General features: G+C 51.2%; 22 protein-coding genes and 2 pseudogenes. 5 read left to right on the top strand and 19 right to left on the bottom strand.

Annotation, left to right across the window (positions count from 1 at the left end):
• Positions 1-59: 59 nt before the first annotated feature.
• A complete protein-coding gene (locus JOE25_RS25385; RefSeq protein ID WP_129941841.1) occupies positions 60-740 on the bottom strand; it encodes a hypothetical protein in 681 nt (226 codons plus the stop codon).
• Positions 741-950: 210 nt separating this feature from the next.
• On the opposite strand from JOE25_RS25385, the gene JOE25_RS25390 reads away from it, so the two are divergent.
• Positions 951-1,406: a hypothetical protein gene (locus JOE25_RS25390; protein ID WP_129941840.1), complete on the top strand. Its 456-nt coding sequence runs from the start codon at positions 951-953 to the stop codon at positions 1,404-1,406.
• A 4-nt stretch (positions 1,407-1,410) separates the two neighbouring features.
• Here the strand turns inward: JOE25_RS25390 and umuC are convergent, their stop codons facing one another.
• The 6 genes from umuC to JOE25_RS25420 all read right to left on the bottom strand — a co-directional run bounded on the left by umuC (position 1,411) and on the right by JOE25_RS25420 (position 6,416).
• Positions 1,411-2,673, bottom strand: a complete 1,263-nt coding sequence (gene umuC / locus JOE25_RS25395; RefSeq protein WP_129941839.1) for a translesion error-prone DNA polymerase V subunit UmuC — start codon at positions 2,671-2,673, stop codon at positions 1,411-1,413.
• The gene (umuD, locus tag JOE25_RS25400; RefSeq protein WP_277986061.1) at positions 2,673-3,113 is read right to left on the bottom strand and encodes a translesion error-prone DNA polymerase V autoproteolytic subunit; all 441 of its coding nucleotides are present in this window, start codon (positions 3,111-3,113) and stop codon (positions 2,673-2,675) included. Before umuD ends, umuC begins: the two co-directional genes overlap by 1 nt.
• A gap of 114 nt (positions 3,114-3,227) precedes the next feature.
• The gene (locus JOE25_RS25405) at positions 3,228-3,596 is read right to left on the bottom strand and encodes a helix-turn-helix domain-containing protein (protein ID WP_129941838.1); all 369 of its coding nucleotides are present in this window, start codon (positions 3,594-3,596) and stop codon (positions 3,228-3,230) included.
• Between the two features lie 112 nt (positions 3,597-3,708).
• Positions 3,709-3,969 (bottom strand): type II toxin-antitoxin system RelE/ParE family toxin, encoded by a 261-nt coding sequence (locus tag JOE25_RS25410; protein ID WP_129941837.1) that lies wholly within the window; start codon positions 3,967-3,969, stop codon positions 3,709-3,711.
• A gap of 654 nt (positions 3,970-4,623) precedes the next feature.
• Positions 4,624-5,496, bottom strand: coding sequence for a Dam family site-specific DNA-(adenine-N6)-methyltransferase (locus tag JOE25_RS25415; RefSeq protein WP_129941836.1), 873 nt, complete (start codon positions 5,494-5,496; stop codon positions 4,624-4,626).
• Positions 5,487-6,416 (bottom strand): recombination-associated protein RdgC, encoded by a 930-nt coding sequence (locus tag JOE25_RS25420; protein WP_165366464.1) that lies wholly within the window; start codon positions 6,414-6,416, stop codon positions 5,487-5,489. Before JOE25_RS25420 ends, JOE25_RS25415 begins: the two co-directional genes overlap by 10 nt.
• A 258-nt stretch (positions 6,417-6,674) precedes the next feature.
• Between JOE25_RS25420 and JOE25_RS25425 the strand changes: the two genes are divergently transcribed.
• On the top strand, positions 6,675-7,082 hold the full coding sequence (locus JOE25_RS25425; RefSeq protein WP_129941834.1) for a hypothetical protein: 408 nt from the start codon (positions 6,675-6,677) through the stop codon (positions 7,080-7,082).
• Positions 7,083-7,157: 75 nt separating this feature from the next.
• Here JOE25_RS25425 and JOE25_RS25430 read toward each other — a convergent pair whose 3' ends face one another.
• From JOE25_RS25430 to JOE25_RS25480, 11 genes and pseudogenes are all read right to left on the bottom strand, one after another.
• Positions 7,158-7,730 carry a baseplate protein gene (locus tag JOE25_RS25430; protein WP_129941903.1) on the bottom strand — a complete coding sequence of 191 codons (573 nt, stop codon included), beginning with the start codon at positions 7,728-7,730 and terminating at the stop codon, positions 7,158-7,160.
• 55 nt (positions 7,731-7,785) lie between these two features.
• Positions 7,786-8,769 carry a hypothetical protein gene (locus tag JOE25_RS25435; protein ID WP_129941833.1) on the bottom strand — a complete coding sequence of 328 codons (984 nt, stop codon included), beginning with the start codon at positions 8,767-8,769 and terminating at the stop codon, positions 7,786-7,788.
• Position 8,770: 1 nt separating this feature from the next.
• Positions 8,771-9,541: a hypothetical protein gene (locus tag JOE25_RS25440; RefSeq protein ID WP_129941832.1), complete on the bottom strand. Its 771-nt coding sequence runs from the start codon at positions 9,539-9,541 to the stop codon at positions 8,771-8,773.
• A complete protein-coding gene (locus JOE25_RS25445; RefSeq protein WP_129941831.1) occupies positions 9,538-10,350 on the bottom strand; it encodes a phage tail protein in 813 nt (270 codons plus the stop codon). The genes JOE25_RS25440 and JOE25_RS25445 overlap by 4 nt, the downstream gene beginning before the upstream one ends.
• Positions 10,347-11,564, bottom strand: coding sequence for a phage tail protein (locus JOE25_RS25450; protein ID WP_129941830.1), 1,218 nt, complete (start codon positions 11,562-11,564; stop codon positions 10,347-10,349). Before JOE25_RS25450 ends, JOE25_RS25445 begins: the two co-directional genes overlap by 4 nt.
• Before the next feature lie 12 nt (positions 11,565-11,576).
• Positions 11,577-11,915, bottom strand: coding sequence for a baseplate protein (locus tag JOE25_RS25455; RefSeq protein WP_129941829.1), 339 nt, complete (start codon positions 11,913-11,915; stop codon positions 11,577-11,579).
• Positions 11,912-12,562 (bottom strand): hypothetical protein, encoded by a 651-nt coding sequence (locus JOE25_RS25460; RefSeq protein ID WP_129941828.1) that lies wholly within the window; start codon positions 12,560-12,562, stop codon positions 11,912-11,914. The genes JOE25_RS25455 and JOE25_RS25460 overlap by 4 nt, the downstream gene beginning before the upstream one ends.
• A 168-nt stretch (positions 12,563-12,730) precedes the next feature.
• Positions 12,731-13,093 (bottom strand): annotated as a pseudogene (locus JOE25_RS25465) (Ref family recombination enhancement nuclease); the annotation flags it as partial.
• 69 nt (positions 13,094-13,162) lie between these two features.
• Entirely contained in the window at positions 13,163-13,948 is a 786-nt protein-coding gene (locus tag JOE25_RS25470) for a hypothetical protein (RefSeq protein WP_129941826.1), read from the bottom strand.
• Positions 13,945-14,313 (bottom strand): hypothetical protein, encoded by a 369-nt coding sequence (locus tag JOE25_RS25475; RefSeq protein ID WP_209640242.1) that lies wholly within the window; start codon positions 14,311-14,313, stop codon positions 13,945-13,947. Before JOE25_RS25475 ends, JOE25_RS25470 begins: the two co-directional genes overlap by 4 nt.
• A 59-nt stretch (positions 14,314-14,372) precedes the next feature.
• The gene (locus JOE25_RS25480; protein ID WP_209640245.1) at positions 14,373-14,744 is read right to left on the bottom strand and encodes a transcriptional regulator; all 372 of its coding nucleotides are present in this window, start codon (positions 14,742-14,744) and stop codon (positions 14,373-14,375) included.
• On the opposite strand from JOE25_RS25480, the gene JOE25_RS25485 reads away from it, so the two are divergent.
• Positions 14,735-15,439, top strand: coding sequence for an IS6-like element IS26 family transposase (locus JOE25_RS25485; protein WP_047389788.1), 705 nt, complete (start codon positions 14,735-14,737; stop codon positions 15,437-15,439). The two genes, JOE25_RS25480 and JOE25_RS25485, sit on opposite strands and share 10 nt — an antisense overlap.
• Here the strand turns inward: JOE25_RS25485 and JOE25_RS25490 are convergent.
• Positions 15,385-15,888: a recombinase family protein gene (locus tag JOE25_RS25490; protein ID WP_245210102.1), complete on the bottom strand. Its 504-nt coding sequence runs from the start codon at positions 15,886-15,888 to the stop codon at positions 15,385-15,387. The two genes, JOE25_RS25485 and JOE25_RS25490, sit on opposite strands and share 55 nt — an antisense overlap.
• Before the next feature lie 94 nt (positions 15,889-15,982).
• On the opposite strand from JOE25_RS25490, the gene JOE25_RS25495 reads away from it, so the two are divergent.
• Together JOE25_RS25495 and JOE25_RS25500 are read left to right on the top strand one after the other, a co-directional pair.
• Positions 15,983-18,880 (top strand): Tn3-like element Tn5403 family transposase, encoded by a 2,898-nt coding sequence (locus JOE25_RS25495; RefSeq protein ID WP_129941809.1) that lies wholly within the window; start codon positions 15,983-15,985, stop codon positions 18,878-18,880.
• Positions 18,881-18,915: 35 nt separating this feature from the next.
• Positions 18,916-20,373: pseudogene (locus tag JOE25_RS25500) on the top strand (Tn3 family transposase); the annotation flags it as partial.
• Positions 20,374-20,557 lie beyond the last annotated feature (184 nt).

The raw sequence follows: 20,557 nt of genomic DNA on the forward strand, positions 1-20,557 counted from the left end.
GCGAGGGGGGAAACCCTCGTGTCCAGAGCAAACAGCCCCTTTGACAGAGATATTTGCCATTAACGGAACACCCCTTCCAATCTGGCCTGAAAATCCTCTTCTGTTTCTTCAGGCTTGCGCAGTGAGCTGATATTGAAGCGTGACTTCACTAATGACGATTTCAACGTTGAGTGGTGCATTACCTGGTACTGCTCGCTGGTGGCTAATTCATAGCACAATGGCTTTTCGCCATTCATTACCAAAGGCTCATCGCAAATGAGGATCGTATCAGGGTTAATCGCAGCTGCTGACTGTTGCCAATCCTGGGTTGAGGCGAATGGCGCCAAACCCTCGATGATGATATCGATCGGTAACTCAGCCCTTAGCGCTACGAAATCTGGAGTGAAAGCGCTATGGTCAACGAATTCGACAAACGTGCGGGCTTCATGGCGCTGATAAATGCGATTACCAGTAATTACGAGGGGCTGATCGCGGGGGAGCATTTCGTTAACCGCTGAAATGACGAATGGGGCGTATTTTGCGGCGTTTTGGCTAACTACGAGTGTTGATCGACGCTTATCGATCAGGTTAGCCACTGCAATGTTCGTGACGTTATTCGTTAAGCCACACACGGGGCCGGCAAGCAGCATTAAGCGCTTATCTTTGCCGGGGGCGAAGAAGGCATCGACCGTATCCTGCTGTTGAGACGTGAGTTTCACCATGAGGTGAGGATTTGAAAAAATACCGGAGCTAATTGCCATTGCTTATACCTCTCAGCTAAAGCGTGAAATGAGTTTGAATGGATGAAGGGAGGGCTAACCGTATCCGAACTGAGTTTTCATTCTTTAGCGGAAGATCGGGTGAAGTTTGGGCTAATGGCCGTCCTGGCCTTTATGCCTGGCAAATTAGACACGTACAATGGCTTCGCCGGCGGCACGTAGCCGCCATAATCGAAGGAAAAGGGAATTAGTTTGAAACTTAAAACGTTGCTGTTATCGGCATCGATCGCTCTATTGGCGCCCCAGGCATTTGCACAGGAACCTGCAATGTCATTCAAATGCGATCAGCTGAATATTCTGGTGTACAAACAGAACGACGCCAAAGGACGCAAAGTGGTGACACTGAACGGCACTAGGCAAGATGATGTAAAGACGTCGCTCTCAACTCGTTCAGGAAAAAAGGTTAGTACGGTTTCGTTTGTAGAACGCGCCCAAGCTGGTGGCTCTTATGGGCTGTATAATCTGTATATCATTCGGGCTGAAGGCGTGTACTTAACAAATGATTGGCTGGATGCTGATGATAAGCCTAAGCGGGAAGCCAAGGTGTATCAGTGCGATTACAAAGGTGAGATTGACGCGGCAACGCCAGCACAATTTACAGCCTGGGAAGCGCGCAGAAACGCTGAAGCGATGGACGCCCGGAGCTAAGCGCTTACCGCACCTTAAACTTAGGCAGATCTGACCACCGTGTTGTATAGGCAGGTGAAAGCCATTGCCGCTTCATCTGGAAGCCTGTGTCGATGCCTTGGCCTGCTAAAAATAGCGTGCCTCGAGCGTCTTTGTTTAACCTGTCCATAACAGCCATTAACTTTTCACTGTTCGGCCGTGGCGGAGCATCGTCAAAGAGTACCAGCTGCGCTTCACGGCCACTAAAATCCGCCAGCATAATGCCCGCTTTAGCATACCTGATCCCAGGGCGCCAAATTCGAAGAAGCGCCCGCTGGGCCGCCGCCACAATATCCCGCGTATCCTGCGTAGGTGTGATGAGAATTTCGCAATGTTGATTGCTGTATTGCACGTCATTTGAGAATGGGCTGGTACGGATAAACACCGATATAGCTTTGCAATACTGTTTTTCCTGCCTCAGCTTGCCGGCTGCTATTGATGCGTGGCCGCAGATAGCTTGTTGCATATCCACCAGCTCAGTGACTCTCTGACCGAATGATCTGGAACTGATGATCTGTTGTTTTGTTGGCGGATGCTCCTCGAGCGATAAGCAGGGTTCACCGCGTAATTCGCGCACGGTTCTCTCCATGACAACACCAAAGTTTTTCCGTATATATTTGGTATCGGCAAGGGCCAGATCCAGCGCTGTTTTATAACCCATCACAGTTAATTTCTTCGTTAGCTGACGGCCCACCCCCCATACCTCACTGACCGGCAACAAAGACAGTAATTTATAACGACGTGCGGCGTCATCCAGTACGACCACGCCGCCGGTTTTACGCCATGTTTTCGCTGCGTGATTGGCTATCTTGGCAAGGGTTTTCGAGGGGCCAAATCCAACTCCTATTGTTAGCCCTGTGGCCCGGTAAACAGTGTCGCGCAGCTGGTGGCCAAACTCTTCGTAGGTCATAGCCTGCCCCATCCCTGCACACTCAATGAATAGCTCATCAATACTGTATTGTTCCACTTGAGCTGAGAGAGATTCCACTGTAGCGACAAACCGTGCCGACATGTCCGCGTAGAGGGCATAATTAGAAGAAAATACAGCCACTTGATGCCGTTCAATGATGTGCTTCACTTTGAATAATGGATCTCCCATTTTCAGACCGGCCAGCTTTGCGAGTCGATTCCTGGCAACGATATTCCCATCATTATTGGACGTCACAGCAACTGCGCGGTTATCAAGATCGGGCCTAAAGACCTGCTCACAGGAGGCATACATCGAATTTACGTCTGCCAGCGCGAACATCACTTCTGCGCCTTATGCAACCAGAACGTGACAACCCCCCATACTTCGAAAGTGTCTGGGTCTGGGTAAATTGGACTGTATGCAGCATTCATTGGCATGAGGCACAGGCGAGGGCGTGTATGGAGCATTTTCACTGTAAATTCGCTGTCGACTTTCGCAATGATGATTGAACCATGCTTTGCTCGCAGATCGCGATCCACGATTAGCAGATCACCATCATGAATGCCGGCCTCAATCATGGAGTCACCTTCAGCCCAGCCAAAAAACGTTGAGTGCTTCTTGGCGATGCAATACTCGTTTAGATCCAGGGTCGCATCTTCGTACCCTTGTGCGGGGGATGGGAACCCAGCAGGTATGCGCTCCGCGAAAAGAGGCGTTTGCATTTGTGGCGCGCTGGTGTTGGGGCGCAGGAATGGGAAAGGGGCTTCGATTAGTTTCATGATTGCTTCCGTAATGCTGTATGCATATACAGTATATATTGCCGGGAGCGAATTATACAAATACAGCAGACCACCATAGAAAACGCCCTCACTAAGGAGGGCGTTAGACAAGTCTTATCGGAGCATAGCAGGGGTGCAGTTGTAGATTTCCGCCAGCTTGGCTAGTGTGGCGGCCTGTGGGCGCTTAGAGCTTTCCAATTGAGACACGGAAGCCTGACTTACCCCCAGTTTTGCGGCAACATCCGCTTGGGATAAGTTGCGATAGATGCGCCATGCAGCCAGCAGGCTCACGTCTTCTCTGACTTTGATCCCAACGACAGCATGAGGAACTACGTCATCGTCACTGCTATCTGCTGAGTATGGGACATCTTCAAACGCATCATCATCATTTTCGGCCGCTGCCATAAGGCGCTTATAGTCATCGATCGGTATTACGGCGTAAGCAACGTTGTCGTTGCTATCTTTCAGAAATTGGACGGACATATTTAAATCCTCGACTTCAGGAACAGTTCATAATTCTAACTTAATAAATCATACTTCATACTTATTAAGTATTAATTTAACGGTATTGAGGGGGAGAATCCCCCTCACTCGCTTAGCTATATGTGTTTGTTGTCCGGCGCTTGACCATCAGTATTTTGATGACCGTTGGCACCCCGTCGATAACTTCAAACAACACCCGGTAATCACCAACCCGCATCCTGTATTCGTTATCGCCATCTTTCATCTTTTTGATATCGAGGTTAACGGTGGGAAACCCTGTCAACTGGTCGACCTTCTCAAAGATTTTTCGCCTATACCGCACATCGATGCTATCCAACTGCTTCTCAGCGCGGCGTGACCAAACTATCTCCATACGCCTTACCTTTCCCGTTCTTAAAGAGCATCGCCTTGCGATATGCGACCAATATAAGGTTTTGTATAAGGATATACAAGCATTATCTTATGTTAATGCTTATATTAATCTTATGTTGGTTGTGCGGGGGCAGCAACTGCAAGGGAAGTGATGGTTGGCTTTATAGCTCAGGCGCGCGATAGAGGCTCAATCTTATGGCTGCGTAGAAAAAGCCCACTTGGTGGGCTTGCATAGCTGGTGGCATCACGCTCTTGGTCGCCGACCGATCTCATGCCAGATGTATGAGGAACTGCTTACGGTGCCCTGACAATGTTTGCAGCGATACTGCTTACGACCAAGCCCTCCCTTAAGCGAGTCTTCTTGAAACTCATGGTAGGGACAAGACTTGAGCTTATCGAAATTTGCTTTTACTTGAGCGGCTATTTGCCGCATCTCATCCCCGGAGATGCCAACAGCTTCCCCAATGACGTCCAAACCGTTTTTAGTATGCATGTTCTAATTTCCTATTATTTTCCGTTCGTTAGGAGCCAATGGTAGTGCCCCTCGAACAATCAGATAAATGGCTAAAAGGAAGCCGGGGGCCAGTGTGCTGCCTGCAATCGAAATACAGATTAAATAGTGTTCCATTTCAATAGTCACAGTGCCTCCATGCGGTTAGAAGGTAGCAATCAGATCGGCGGCATTCTTCCTGGTATCACCTTTGCAGCTAAGTGAACGTGGGGCATCAAGCTGGTGGATGGTCATTCCATGCTTGACGTACAGCTCAATGACGTTCGGCGCACGGCTATTCGTGATAATGACGGCTGCGCCGCGCTGGTGGGCGGCTGCTAGGTGATTCATCAATGCTTCTTGATCTGCGAAGCTAAATCCACCCGATGAGTAAGTGGTAAACCCTTCCTTTCCGGGCAATGGTTCGTAAGGTGGATCGCAAAAGACCACATCACCGGCGCCAGCTTGGGCTATCGTGCTCTGAAAGTTTTGATGTGAGAATTTGCAGCGCGTTGAAACTGAATGACACGCCTTTATCTCGTCTACCGGCAGATAAGGGGACTTATACTTGCCGTAGCTTGTGTTAATGGCGCCAGCGAGGTTGTAACGCATCAGCCCGTTAAAGCAGTGTCGGTTGATAAAGATAAAGTGCGCAGCACGGGCCACCAGCGGCATGCTGAGCTTTTCAATATTGAACTGCTGGCGTACTGCGGCGAATCCCTCTGCGGTGTTCTTGGTACCAAATAGCTCCATCAACGCCGTAATTAACGCGTCGGGCGAAGACTGGATCACATGGTAGGCTGTGATTAGGTCATTGTTTATATCGCCGCATAGATATTCAGGGAAATCGAAGTTCATGAACACCGATCCCCCGCCAACAAACGGTTCAATCAGGCGCTTGCCGGCTGGAAGGAATTGGGCGATGGTTGGTAACACCGAGGATTTGCCCCCGGCCCATTTAAAAACAGAGCGTACAGGCTTTTCCCTGAGTGGGGCGCGTGCAGGCAACGTAATGGCAGAAGGGTAGGTTACTTCCATTCCGATTCCCCCCCAAACGCCGCTAATGTGTCGTTGATTACCTCTGCCACTGTTTCTGCCATCAACAGGAAATCGGCGCGTTTACGAACGTCAGAGCCGCTCTCGTCCTCCTCCTGCATTTCATCGTTCATTTCCAAGAACAAGTCGGAGAACTTCAGCCGCTTGAACGAGCAGTCATCGGTCATCATGAAATTGACGTGGAATTTAGTGGCGTGGAACATGCTGAGGTTTGTGACCAGTTTGCCGCTCGATACTGTGGACTCGATGGTGTCGCTACCCAATGGCTCATTTCGGAATGATGTTGTTCCACCTTCAGAGAGAATGCTTACCATGCGGGCATCGCACTCCCCCTGCATGTGTAGCGGCGCAGGCGCTTCCCCTACCTTCATCCATTCGGTCATTACCAGCTCGATAGGTTCTTTGGTGGTGATTGGCACTACCGGCAAAGAACCCAGCGTTTTTCGAAGCAATGCCAGCACATCTTCAGCGCGCTTAGCATTAGTGGTATCAACGATGATTCTCCCCTTATCCTGGTCAATCCAGAGCTGTGTCTCTACCTTTCGGGTGAATGCTCGAGGGAGTAGGTTTTGAAGGACTTCATCTTTAATTGTCGCGCGCTCTGCGTGCTTTAGCCTGCGGTGTTGCTCTTGCTCTAACTGGTTAACACGTTCGTTAACTTCGGATTTTAGGAAGTCGGGTGGAATGACCTTTTTCTCGGTCAGCATAGTGATCAGGATGTGGTTCTTCATCTGAAGCGAGAATTGTTCTTTGCCATCGAGAGCCTTCCACCCGCTCCGGCTCATGTCGTGTGCTCCGCACGGCGTGAATGCCATTGCTTTCAGCTGCTCATTGAGATTTTCCGGCGCTATTGCCCCGGAGCGATGCAGATACACCACCGCATTTTTGAACAGGGTAAACAAAGGTTTCTCCTTGATGTTTTGTAAAACTAATTTCAAATTAGTTTAACAGAGTTAATGCTCGTTCACGTCAATTTTTATGCGGGTGGCGCTGGTGGATCTGTGAAAAGTCACCAGGTATGCGACGGTCATATTTGGGAGAAGGGCGCTTGGGGTGAGGCAAAGCAATTTGCCAAAGATAGTAAAGGGACTATCCTATAATGGCTTTTAAAATAGATAGTTAAATGGACAACTGCAATTTTTAGACTTAAGGAAGGTTTTATGGCTGCGGAACAAAATAACTACATCTCACAGCAAAACGAACCAAGAAACTATACCAGCGAGGAGAAGATGATGATCATCCAGCTCGCAGCTGCTTTGTACACGCCGGAGCAAATTCAAACTCTTTGGAAAGAAATTTCAGCAATAAACGAGGAAATTGAGCATTTGAAAAGCGTGGAAGACAGAGCAAAAAGTGAATATGACGCCGTTGAAAAACCGAGCGATACATATGATTTCGAAAGGAAGCAGATCAAGGGAACGATGCATGCAGCAAGTCGCAAACGAGAAATACTTCAAAATGAAAACGATAATATAACTAAAAATCATCATCTTGTTGTAAAACTAAAATCCTTTGAGGAGGAAGTTAAGGCGCCATACGAACCTAACGATGGAATGGTTGATTTGTAAATCCAGGCACATGACTGAACAGAAGTTATCCACAAATTCTGTTGATAACCGCCGGACGCCGGCGGTTTATCGTACTCAAGCTTTGTCAAAGGCTATCTGAGCACTTTTGAAGCTAATCTTCCCACCAGCGGTAAAATCCATATTGCCAGCCGCCTTCACGTCCACATCACTGGCAGCGACCAACGTCACTTTGCCACCCGCACTGATAAACGCATCGCTACTGCTGATCATATAGGATTGACCAGCCTCATTCATTCCAATGGTAGAGCCATCATCGATACGAGTAATGGCATAACCACCACCAACAGAGCGCACCTCAAGCAGGCCGTTGCGTTTCAGTACCGCGTCCTTTGTTGAGTTGAGCTTTGGAGCTGGTGGAGCGCCTTCAACGTCTGGGGGCGTGTACTGGCCGCCCTGGCCCGAAGCCTCGGGAGGAACGTTAGGCACACCACCGGGCCAGTCTTGTGCCGCACCTATAATCATGGGCCGTCGTGAGTCGCCTTCATACGGAAACTCTACCCATACTAGATCGCCTGCAATGGTAGGGACAAAACCGCCCCCAATGGGTAGTAAGTATTCAGCCCAAGGCAGCGCCGAATCGGGCATATCATCCCACTCATGCATTAGGCGTATCTGTGCTTTCATCATCCCGCCCTGGTGCACGGTACTGACGATTTTAGCTCGGCGTTTTCCAATGATTTTGTTATGCACCTTTCACTACTCCCAATATCATCCGACAAACGTAAGAGCGGCGGTCTTCATAGTGTGTCACCCCCATTATCACCATGCTGCTTTCTACTGACTCATCGAGTGAGCTATCAGTGTCATAGCGCTGAATAAGCACCGTGATCTGTTGGCCTACAGCCAAACTGGCATTACCCTCACATTCCACATCGAGCTTCGGGATAATTGTCAGAGATAGGTTCATCAGAACTTCACGGTTGGCATCGGAAATCATCTTGATTGGGAACTCCTTTTTACCAATCGCGATATACCCCTCTGTCTCACTGTATGCAGAAAATCGATAACGAACCTTACTCAGATAGGCCTCATCCTGAGTTAGATGTCGTGCCTTGGTGAAAAGGTTCTCCGCAGATGGGTTGTTGGTTTCGTACTTGGCTACTGGCTTCAGTTTTTGCAGTGCCGACAATGTTCTAACACTCAGGGTACCCCGAGCAATCCAGGCACGGGCGCCGTGGTCGCGGGCTATCTTATCGATTAATGCCGAAGGTTTGGCGCCAGGCACAAGGTGATAGGTGGTCATCCGGTTAAAAGGATCTGCGACCAACTTCAGTTTTTCACCAGATAGCGCGCTTAACATATCTTTAGGGTTTTGGTCGACAAAGAACCGAGGCGATACCGTTTTCTGATGGAGCTGATGCAAAGCCTTTGGAATCGCAACAATGCGTACCGTATCGTTCGCGTAAGGGCAGGAAACGATGGTCATTTCATCGCTCCAGCTCATACCACCATCGCTGTCTCCCATGACGGCCACCAGCAGAGATCCCTCCTTCATTTTTTTCTCATTCATAAGCTGGTTGTTGACGTCACGAACATGCAATTCCAACGCCGGCGACTGCATATTCATGTGTTCAACATAAGCCGAAGTAGTGACCATTTCCCTGGGAACTTCAGCACCATCGATCACAACGGACTGAAGGAAAAACTGGTTAAGCTGTCCGGCCATCTCAGTTCTCCTTCACGGCGGCAATTACGTTAGTTAGCGCACGGTGGGGGACAACGGCAAGTGCCCGTATCACGTCGACCGAGGCTGTTAGTGTCGTCTGTACTGCGAAAATACGGTCGTCACCGATCGGCGCCGAAATATCGGTAAAGGATAAATCGCGGCTATCGATAAGCGTTACATCCAGATCCAGCTCCACGAGGGCCAGTTTAACCGGCGCCGATAATGAACGGTGTTCAGAGAAGCGCAGCTGTACGCCTATCGTGTTGATCAGAAGGGATAGCGTTTCCTTTTCCGCCGCCAGCAGAGTAATTGTGTATGTAAGAGAAGCGTTTGTGGTATCGATCGCGGCGTAAGGCTGACCGTCCTTATCCTCAACGATGTTAAAGCCGTATGAATGCTTGAGATCCCGTTTTTGCTCTATAGGCATAAATGCAGTGTCAAAAGAGCGTGAAACGTTAATCACCGGTAAGGCCTGCTTATTCATAACCGGTTTATTTGGCGCATTTTTCCAGCTGTCGGCTTTGCGGAGGGCACGCAAAAATTCGACTATATCGTCAAACTTACCGAGAACGACGCGATCAGCTGGTGGACTTTCTATGAACCGAACAAAGGCCGCGTTCTCAAGGGTTTCTGTGTTAATCGAGGCGCCGTCAAACATGCGGCTAATGTAGGTAGCGATAGCGTTATCAGCTGATTGGAAGCCTGAAATTTCAAATTCGCCCGTTGGCTCCAGTCTCAGTTCGCGAAAGCGGGAGATAAGTTGTTCCATCATTGGGCCACCTCCGGCGTTCCCTCAAAGTTGCGGGCAGGGATACAGTAATACAACGAACCGACAGCTGCGGTTCCGTATGTGAATATTCGGTGGACATACCACCAGCAGCGTACTGTGGTTCCTTCAGACAGCGACTCGTTCCATTCGAGGATAGAACCTACAGGCACAAAGGCGCGGGCCGCAGGGTGGGGTTTACCGTTTTCATCTTCGCCGGTATCGATAGCCTCCATTTGTGGCGCTATACGGAGCAGTAGAACGTCATCAACACCGCCGTCTTGCTCGCCGTCGTTATCCATTGCATTCAGGCCTGCACGTTCATCGGGACAATCCAATACAGCCACGGCTACGGGATCGCCATAGGTCAGCGTCTTCTGGTTGTTATTTAACTCGGTAAAACTCGGCTCTAATGGCTGACCTTCATCGTCAAGCTCAACCTCTTCGGCATCACTTGGAACGAACAACAATGCATCAAAAGCGAAAGGGTCGGCCGCAATGGCCCGTTGCCAGTCTCGTCGCACCATGTCGTTAAACGCAGCGTGGCCGGAGTAGCGACTTTTTAATGCCTGGGCTGGGCGTGTAGAAATGCTATTGGGGATAGTGGCAGCAGATGGCAAATCTGCGCCCTCAGCCGCCGCTGTGGGGCCGCTGTCATCAATGCCGCCAGCAGCATCACTGATGTCCGTGTAGGCCTGCTGTTCTGGTTCTGGCGCACTGGTGGGCGCCTCGGGAATAGGATTTGCCTCGATCGGCAGATTCTCTGGCAATTCTTCTTCATTTTCTGGTTCGAAAAATTCACTAAAGCGGCTCAATGCTTATTCCCCAATGTGGTCTTAATGTGGTGCTCGAAGGCTTTGGCGGCTGCCTCTGGTGTTTTGCCTGCCATTACCTGGGCGTCGATAAAAATCTGTCGTTGCAGCTTTAGTAGGTCAGTTACCTGGCGCTTGTATTGCTCCAATTCGTCCGAGCGCTGCTTCGCCTTGGCTTCGGCTACCTTCCTGCGAGCGCGTTCTTGCGCAGTTACCTGGCGGGCACGTGCCAGCTTTGTCCGGGCATTGCTGAGGGTGGCTTTGTCTTTGTCGGTGAGCTTGCTTTGCAGTGCGTCAATGCGCTTCTGATAACGCTGGTATTCAGCGCGGACAGCGGCTTGGTTGGTTTTACCTTTCCTATTGCGATTGAGTTGCTTAATTTCGCTCTCGCTAAAGTATTCGTGGGTCTTTTTGCTATCGTCACCGAAGTGGTGGCCCTTTGATGCCTTGATCAGGGATTCGATAATGCGTGTTTGCCAACCAGCACCTTGCATACGGGTGAATGCGTGAATGATGTGCTTACAAGCTACCCCACGCAGGTTCGGGTTCTTAATTTTGGGGAAGACGTATTCTTTAGGAGGCGCGATAGTGAAGTTGCCGGCCGTGGCAATATAGCGATACCAATACATGTAGCGGCCGCAGTCACAGTTAACGGAGGCACGGCCGGCCACCAATTTCCGAACCAGGCGCATTAAGGTGGCCCGATCATTGGTTACGTTTTCGAGTGCATCCTCCCATTCTTCAAATCTAAGCTGCACCAGGTGGCTGGAGTCCAAAGAACGATTGGAAGCGGTCACGCGAATTTGGGCTATGTTATGTTTCAAGCCAATGAAGGAGGCAGACGAAATGCCTGAGCCATCATCAACATTGTTATTTGCCCTCTTAACGTCGATCGCCTGGGAGTGGGCCACCAGCTGCCCATATGTGATACCAGGCTGAGTATTGGTGAACTTTTTCTTAGCCTCGCCCCGACTAGCCTCAAATCCTTTCAAATCATCCAGGGTGAAGAAAGTGCCGTCCTTCTTTTTTCCAAGCCCGATGACGTCCTCTAAGTGTTTGTTCTTCAGTAAGGATGGTGTGAGGTGCTTGCTCCCATTTCTCCGCCGGCGCGCCTGTGCACGTTCTTTCTGGATCTGGTCAAATAGGCGGGTAAATTGTTTCGGCGATAAGCCATCAGTGATGTATCGCCCGTTGTCGTCTTTCTTGAAATCGGCCACCGTTTCCCCCTGCTATAACGTTTGGGTTACGGGTAATTCGCCGGAATCCACGTAATGGCGAATCCGGTCACGAAGCCACGCAATTGACGGTACGGCCAGTGTGGCGCCGATTGGTAGTGCCTCGTATTCAGCTTCAGTTCCGGCCAATAGTCTTACACACCACCGTAGCTCATGAGTACCCCAAATACGGTGGGCGATAAGGTCGGGGCGGTATTCTTCATCGGGTTTAATATCGTAACGCTGTAGGTCGATATCCTGGCTGGTGGATTTGCGGATCACTTCATTGTGAAGATAAGCCCTGATGATAGGGTCTTCGATGCAGCGATCATCCAATCGGTTGTAAGTGCTCATAAGATAATCGTGTCCTTGTCATCCATTCTTTGACCTGCCAAGGTTTTAGCCGGCTCATGCTTCGCCTGGACTGACTGGGTGATCCAATCTGGGCCGTGTCTTGCTTCACTCCTGTCAGAATGGAGCGCACTCATCATGCGTTTGAAATAGCCGGCGCTGCCGACCGGTTGGTAGAAAGTGCCGTAACAACAAAGGATCGTCAGGATATGTTCTGGCCGCAGCTCCGCCCATGCGATGTTGTAGACTGGCTCCCCATTAGAGTTGTAGGACACGTCGACGATGGAGTGAGGGATATCGAACCGACTGGCACCATCTTTCGGTGTGATAATGGCATTGGTGCGCTTTAGCTCGTTGTACCGGTCGAGAGCGACAGATATTACGGGGTGACCGCCGTTATGCTTATCGCTGAGTCGAACGCGATTGGCGCCGGTGGCTTTCGATACGTCACCGGATACTTCGTCTACGAGCGAAACCATACCTTTGTTGACGTAAGCCGATAGAGAAGGGACAAGTTGACCGTTGATATCGGCTAGGTTAGGGGAGTATTTCGTCACGTTTCCCATAACCAGGACGTTATCTTTATAAACAGCCCTAAGCATTTGGGCACTTGGGCCTGAGAGAGTGGCGACGCAGATCGGTAAAACCATAATTCACCTTTTGCAGAAAGAAAAAAACCGCCCGGAGGCGGCTCATTTCTGCATGGGCATTCGGCTGTCGCGCTGAAATTGTGGTTTCGTGTCGAAAAGCAAAACCCCAAAACCGAACCGCCCTAAGCGAAAATTATATTAGTTTTACGCAACTAAAAAGTAAAGCACTTAAATCACCAACTGGTCGGACTCGATTTTGTCCGCCAGCGATATAGCCAACTCTAAGAGAAAGTCCTGTGTGTTGTTGCGCCTTTCAAAATCAGCTTTGCCGCCAACTGTACCGCAGGCATGCACCGGAATTAACCAAGGGAAACGCCGGCGGGATTCCAATGGAGCAGCATGCTGGTGGTGCCAAACGCAAAGGGGAAGTATTCGCTTGTGGGCGCCGGGCTTTACACGTCCATCTATGTGATGAAGACTGATCTCGTATGATTTTTGTCCGTGAAGTAAGCAGGCGATGCAAGGCAACTTCCCCATTTTGTCCATGAACCGCCGTTCTTCGGCTGTAGGTGTACGACCGTAGTTTTTCAATGTTTACACAATAATTAGTTTATTAGATGGACGATAACAATGTTATTTACCATCGCCCACCATTGTGGATTACTCTGCGTTTGCAGCGTTCGGGAGGGCGCTTTCAACACCGTTAGCATCGGCGTTTTCAGCCACTGCTGGGGTTTCCGGTTTTGGTGCGGAGTCTTCGGTCAATGCTGCCAGGGCGGCTTCAATTTTGGTAGCTGCATCTTCTGGGGAAATGCCGGTCACTGCATATTCATCGAGTTCAGGTACAGGAACAACGTCGTCGCCCATGTCGGTATTAGCCAGCATCCAAGCATAGGTATGATCACCCATCCACTGTAGCGACGGCCGCTCCCCTTCAACTTCAGGACGAAGCAGGTACGCTTTACGGCCGATGCCGGCAACACGTAGAGCAGCAAAGCACACAGCCTGCATAATGGAGTGTGACATTTCGGAAACTGGCTCATTCACACCAACTTTCAGTCCACTATTCGCCATGTCGTTGGCGCCATAATTGGTGTTTAGTTCTACACGCCATTGGCCTACCAGGTTGCCATTCTCAAAGAGAATAGGTGATACAACCAAGCCCAATGAGCGGATTAAACTCTGGCAGAATGCCATATTAGTGAAGGGGTTCAGTTCTGGCATATTTTGGAATGCCGAATAGTCAGGCTCGGTGCCATCAGCAACCTGCTTGCGAATCCATGCACGTGAACCATCACTTGCAACGAACACATTAGCTGGCCCTTGGCTTGCAACATGGTCGTGTGTCAGTCCGGCGATCAGTGCCAGCGCGTTTGAGGCTTCCAGATGATTCAACCCTTGTTCGGTAGTGGTCAGTGTGAGGTGTTCATTCAAGCGGTATTTCATTGACGTTCCTTAAATAAATTCAATCGGGAAGGGGCTACGGGGCTGCATTGGTCTTCAAAAGAAGCAGCCACGCTGGAAATGAATGCCCCAAATCTTGCATCACAATCGGCCATGCCCCGAGCCGCGACCTCTTCAGTTGCCAGCTCGACAAATGCTATGGCACGGTCGATATTTGACATGATGTAATCGATCGCTAGATCACGCAGGGCCGGGTGATTGGATAGCTCTACGCCTAATACAACCACGGGGGTTCCTGCCTTGACGCCGGCCGTTAATGAGATACGGCGACCGTTCAAATTAAAAACCTTGCAGGTATGGATTTGAGACACAATAACCCCCGATGATTTACGATGATCATTATACATCTAACACTATATTAGTTTAACAAAACATTTTTTTCTTTACTCCCCCAATTCAAGCCTGGTTACTTTTTCTTCGCGGCTTTTCTCGCAGCATTCAGCTCATCAAACAATGCGCTGTAGTGCTTAACGCGTTCTTCAAGTGCAGAGATATGGCGTGATTTTTCGGACTCAGGCAAGGAGTTGAAGAGCGATATTAACCTTGATTGCCGATCGTCAAGCTGGAGGGGCAACTCATCTACGGGGATTGGGCGCTGGGAATCATCACCGTAAAGCAGCCAGGTTGGAGAGCATCGAAGAACTTGGCCGAGAGAAAAGAGGTTCTTTCCCCTTGGCTCGGTTTCACCATTTTCCCACTTAAAAAGGCACTGTTGCAAATAGTCGGTGGTGATAAACTTATCATCCCCTTTTGCTGATGGAGCTGCACATGAACCCATTCAAAGGCCGGCATTTTCAGCGTGACATCATTCTGTGGGCCGTACGCTGGTACTGCAAATACGGCATCAGTTACCGTGAGCTGCAGGAGATGCTGGCTGAACGCGGAGTGAATGTCGATCACTCCACGATTTACCGCTGGGTTCAGCGTTATGCGCCTGAAATGGAAAAACGGCTGCGCTGGTACTGGCGTAACCCTTCCGATCTTTGCCCGTGGCACATGGATGAAACCTACGTGAAGGTCAATGGCCGCTGGGCGTATCTGTACCGGGCCGTCGACAGCCGGGGCCGCACTGTCGATTTTTATCTCTCCTCCCGTCGTAACAGCAAAGCTGCATACCGGTTTCTGGGTAAAATCCTCAACAACGTGAAGAAGTGGCAGATCCCGCGATTCATCAACACGGATAAAGCGCCCGCCTATGGTCGCGCGCTTGCTCTGCTCAAACGCGAAGGCCGGTGCCCGTCTGACGTTGAACACCGACAGATTAAGTACCGGAACAACGTGATTGAATGCGATCATGGCAAACTGAAACGGATAATCGGCGCCACGCTGGGATTTAAATCCATGAAGACGGCTTACGCCACCATCAAAGGTATTGAGGTGATGCGTGCACTACGCAAAGGCCAGGGCTCAGCATTTTATTATGGTGATCCCCTGGGCGAAATGCGCCTGGTAAGCAGAGTTTTTGAAATGTAAGGCCTTTGAATAAGACAAAAGGCTGCCTCATCGCTAACTTTGCAACAGTGCCCGCTGATGAGATCCCGCTCAAACTCCGCAATGCCGGAAAGAAACGTCGCCAGCATTCGTCCATACGGCGACGAAAGATCGAACGCCATTCCATTCATGGCTATCACGGAAACCTTCCAGTTCTCCAGTTCACGTAGCGTATTGAGCAGATCGAGCGTCGAGCGCCCCCACCGGGAAAGCTCAGTGACCAGGATTGCATCAATTTGTCTGGACTGGGCAAGCGCCAGGACTTTCTTTCGCTCGGCCCGGTCGAGTTTAGTTCCTGAACCTGTTTCCTTAAATATTCCCACCACGTCGTAGCCGGCACGGCCGGCGAAGGCTCGCAGATCAAATTCCTGGCGTTCACAAGACTGATCCGCTGTTGAAACCCGGCAGTAAATGGCGGCACGATGTCCCAATTGAACCCTCCTGGATTTTTGTATCGGAACGCCCTGATTTATATGGGCTGGCTGTTGTCCAAAACAGACTATACTTCAAAAGGGACGAATTTGTATGTCACGACGCCATATTTTCACCGAACGGCAGCGAGCAGCGCTGTTCGATCTGCCCACGGACGAACTGTCGCTACTGAAGTTCTACACGCTGGGCGATGATGACCTGGAAAACATTAGGCAGCGCCGCAGACCGGAAAACAGGATTGGCTTTGCCCTGCAACTTTGTGCCTTACGATATCCGGGCCGTGCACTGGCTCCTGGTGAGATGATCCCGCGTGAAGTCCTTTCCTTCGTCGGTGCTCAGCTTGGAGTTCCGGCTGATGCGCTTCTCACTTATGCCACACGGCGCCAAACCCGTCAGCAGCACATGGACACGCTGCGCGAAATTTACGGCTACAAGACCTTCACGGGCCGTGGTGCCCGTGATCTGCGGGAGTGGACTTTCGGCCAGGCCGAAGATGCCAGATCAAACGAGGATCTTGCTCATCGTTTTATTGTGCGGTGTCGGGAAACTTCCACCATTCTGCCCGCAGTATCGACAATCGAGCGCTTGTGCGCGGATGCTCTGGTCGCCGCTGAGCGGCGGATTGAAACGCGGATTGCGGAAAATTTAACAGCGGATGTTCGCGATCACCTGGACAAACTTCTGAGTGAAATGCTCGCCGGCAATATCAGTCGTTTCATCTGGCTTCGCAACTTCGAGGTTGGTAACAACTCGGCTGCTGCTAACCGTTTGCTCGACAGGCTCGAATTTCTGCGTACCCTGAATATCAATCATAGTGCTTTGGCCAGCATACCTGCCCATCGCATTGCCCGGCTGCGTCGGCAGGGTGAACGCTACTTCACCGACGGTTTGCGTGACATCACTTCGGACCGCCGCTGGGCGATCCTTGCCGTCTGTGTTGTGGAGTGGGAAGCGGCGATTGCTGATGCCATAGTCGAAACCCATGACAGGATCGTAGGAAAAACCTGGCGGGAAGCGAAGCGCCAGCATGACGAAACAATTTCCGGCTCTAAAGCCACACTCACGGATACGATCCGTACCTTCACCGCGCTGGGAGCTTCGTTGCTTGAGGCCCGCAGTGACGGAACCCCGCTGGAGATGGCTGTCGCCAGTTCGGTTGCATGGGACCGGCTCGCTCAACTGGTAGCGACAGGGACTCAACTCAGCAACACGCTAGCCGATGAGCCTCTTGCATATGTCGGGCAGGGATACCATCGCTTTCGTCGTTATGCGCCCCGCATGTTGCGCTGTCTGAAGCTCGAAGCCGCGCCGGTCGCCGGACCATTGGTAGCAGCAGCTTTGTCGATCGGAGAGATGAAAGGTGTTGCATCGCCAGAAAGGCGTTTCCTGCGGCCCAGCTCCAAATGGAACCGTCATTTACGAGCTCAGGAAAAAGGAGATACCCGTCTTTGGGAAGTGGCGGTACTCTTTCACCTCCGGGATGCTTTTCGTTCCGGAGATGTCTGGCTCGCTCATTCGCGCCGCTATGGTGACCTCAAGCAGGTACTGGTGCCGATGATCGCGGCGCAGGAAAATGCAAAACTGGCCGTGCCTTCCAACCCACAGGATTGGCTGGCAGACAGAAAGGCGCGACTCACGATCGCTCTTAAGCGGCTGGCCCGGGCTGCCCGTAACGGCACTATTCCGCACGGTAGCATAGAAGATGGAACGTTGCGGATCGACAGGTTGACAGCAGACGTGCCGGATGGTGCCGAGGCACTCATACTGGATCTGTATCGCCGAATGCCGTCCGTTCGGATTACCGACATGCTGCTTGAAGTTGATGCAGCCCTTGGTTTCACAGATGCGTTTACCCATCTGAGAACCGGGGCTCCATGTCGCGACCGGATCGGTCTGCTCAACGTCCTGCTCGCTGAAGGGCTCAATCTGGGCCTGCGTAAGATGGCGGAAGCTACAAACACGCATGATTACTGGCAGCTCTCACGCCTTGCCCGCTGGCATGTTGAAAGCGAAGCCATGAACCAGGCATTGGCAATTGTGGTGGCCGCGCAGGGTAAACTGCCGATGTCACGCGTCTGGGGGATGGGCACGTCAGCATCGAGCGATGGTCAGTTTTTCCCGACAGCGCGGCATGGCGAAGCCATGAACATGGTCAATGCCAAATATGGTTCTGTTCCCGGCCTCAAAGCGTATACTCACGTAAGCGACCAGTTCGCGCCATTCGCTTGTCAGTCGATCCCGGCGACCGTGAGCGAGGCACCGTATATTCTCGATGGACTACTGATGAACGAGGTCGGTCGCCATGTTCGCGAACAGTATGCCGATACAGCAGGATTCACCGACCATTTGTTCGGAGCCAGTAGCCTGCTCGGCTACAATCTCGTTCTGCGAATCAGGGATCTGCCATTGAAGCGGTTGTACGTATTTAATCCCGATACGACCCCCAGGGAGTTACGCAAGTTGGTAGGTGGAAAAGCCCGGGAGGATCTTATCGTTGCGAACTGGCCTGATATTTTCCGTTGTGCCGCGACGATGACCGCTGGCAAAATCAGGCCCAGCCAACTCCTGCGCAAGCTCGCTTCTTACCCACGACAAAACAACCTTGCAGTTGCGCTTCGTGAAGTTGGTCGTATTGAACGGACCCTTTTCATTATTGAGTGGATCCTGGATACGGACATGCAGCGGCGTGCTCAGATCGGTCTTAACAAGGGAGAGGCCCACCATGCGCTCAAAAATGCGCTCCGTATCGGGAGGCAGGGGGAAATTCGCGATCGCACGACAGAGGGGCAGCACTACCGAATCGCTGGGCTCAATTTATTGACTGCGGTGATCATTTACTGGAATACCGTCCATCTTGGTCATGCCGTCACGGAGCGGCGGAACGAAGGGTTGGATGTTCCCCCTGAATGTCTTCCCCACATATCCCCATTGGGCTGGGCGCACATTCTACTGACTGGCGAATATCTTTGGCCCAAGGAACCGAAAGCTTAGGGTGTCATTTCGCCCTCAGCCGGAACCGACCCCATAAAGGCGTGCAACAGTTGGCGGTCCAGCTAGATGAAACCTGGAAAACCGTCGCATCCCGCTTTGAAGGAAATGCGGAGGTTCATATTTGCCATGACGGTAAACATCCTTCCCTGACTATCAGCAGCCTGGAGAAACTGGAGGAGCCAACATCGTTGCATCGTCTCAACAGTCGGGTAAGGCTGCTACTCCCGCCAGTAGATTTGACGGAACTGTTGCTTGAAATAGATGCCAGAACGGGATTTACACGTGAGTTTACGCATGTCAGTGAATCCGGGGCCCGGGCACAGGATCTGCACATCAGCCTGTGCGCGGTCCTGATGGCAGAGGCCTGCAATATCGGGCTGGAACCGCTGATAAAGCACAATATACCGGCGCTGACGCGCCACCGGCTTAGCTGGGTAAAACAGAATTACCTCCGGGCAGAAACGCTGGTCAGCGCCAATGCCCGCCTGGTTGATTTTCAGTCCACACTGGAGCTTGCTGGCCGCTGGGGTGGTGGCGAAGTGGCTTCAGCTGATGGCATGCGCTTTGTCACGCCGGTGAAAACCGTCAATTCAGGACCTAACAGAAAATATTTTGGTTCCGGACGTGGCATCACCTGGTACAACTTCGTCTCTGATCAGTACTCTGGATTCCACGGCATCGTTGTCCCCGGCACATTACGAGATTCCATTTTTGTGCTGGAAGGCCTTCTGGAGCAGCAGACAGGGCTGAATCCGGTTGAGATCATGACAGACACAGCCGGTACCAGCGACATTATTTTTGGCCTCTTCTGGCTGCTGGGATACCAGTTTTCCCCCCGGCTTGCCGATGCCGGTGAAGCGGTATTCTGGCGAGTGGATAAATCGGCAAATTACGGTGCACTGGACGAACTGGCACGTGGTTGTGCCGATCTGTCGAAAGCCGAGGATCAGTGGGATGAGATGATGCGAACCGCCGGTTCGCTGAAACTGGGCACCATTCATGCTTCAGAACTCATTCGCTCTTTGCTGAAAAGCTCGCGCCCATCAGGGCTGGCACAGGCGATCATGGAAGTGGGGCGCGTCAACAAGACGCTGTACCTTCTTAATTATATTGATGATGAGGATTATCGTCGGCGGATCCTGACGCAGCTAAACCGGGGGGAAGGCCGCCATGCTGTGGCGAGGGCGATCTGCTACGGGCAGCGCGGTGAGATCAGAAAGCGCTATCGTGAAGGTCAGGAAGATCAGCTGGGGGCACTGGGCCTGGTCACTAACGCAGTGGTACTGTGGAACACACTTTATATGCAGGAAGCCCTGAGCTGGATACGCAGTAATGGAGAAGAAATCGGGGTTGAAGATATCGCCCGGTTGTCCCCACTGATGCACGGGCATATCAATATGCTGGGGCATTATACGTTTACGCTACCGGAGGATATTTTGAAGGGGGAACTGAGAGAACTAAATTTCAATTTAAACAATGAATTAACTTCTTAGCGTACGTTTTCGTTCCATTGGCTCTCAAACCCCTGCATCGAGGGTTGACCCTAGTTCGAGATCGACGAGATTGCCGTCCTTGACGCGGTATTCGCGGTCATAGCCTTTGGCGATGAATGACTGGACTGCTTCTAGAACGTCGGTCACCTGGGAGGTCATGGAAGCACCTTCATCTTGAACTGGA

The sequence above is a fragment of the Serratia sp. PL17 genome, from assembly GCF_017832355.1.
In the GTDB taxonomy this organism is placed as follows: domain Bacteria; phylum Pseudomonadota; class Gammaproteobacteria; order Enterobacterales; family Enterobacteriaceae; genus Serratia.